Below are 520 nucleotides of genomic sequence, written 5' to 3' on the forward strand. Positions count from 1 at the left end.
TAAGTGCGTCATTTGACGGACATCCTTTCATATAGGTTTGGTTCACTTAATATGATACCTGATGTCACGCCGAATGGTTTTTTTTTACCACCAACTGGGTGGCTAACTTCATTCTATAATCCACCGTTATAATCCTATTTAATTTATACTCGTTTCTTATATAAGCCAAAAGTTGCCAAGATAGCTAATAATAGCAGACCAGTTATTTGAGATAGCTTTGATTGAACGCTACCAGTTTTTGGTAATCCTGAATTGCTAGTTTCAAACACGGCAGAAGTACCTGGAGTAAGATTAACTTTTCGCTGTTCTTTGTTCTCTAGCACACTAGGTACTATTGGTGTTTTGGGTGTATTTGTATTAGGCATATCCGGTGTTGTAGGATCCACTGGTGTAGTTGGGGGTGTTGGAACCGCCGGATTACTTGGTTGCGGCGTTGGTACCGCTGGCGTACTCGTCTTCGGCGTTGTTACTGTCGGATTACTTGGTTGCGGTGTCGGTACCTTTGGCGTACTCGTCTTCG

The 520-nt window shown here is 42.5% G+C and carries 1 protein-coding gene; it reads right to left on the minus strand.

What is annotated here, in order from left to right; translation table 11 throughout:
- Positions 1-143 precede the first annotated feature (143 nt).
- Positions 144-520: LPXTG cell wall anchor domain-containing protein (locus QOR82_RS09155; RefSeq protein WP_283584425.1), on the minus strand; the 377-nt coding region annotated here is incomplete at its 5' end.

Source organism: Limosilactobacillus difficilis, from assembly GCF_947387495.1.
Lineage (GTDB): Bacteria > Bacillota > Bacilli > Lactobacillales > Lactobacillaceae > Limosilactobacillus > Limosilactobacillus difficilis.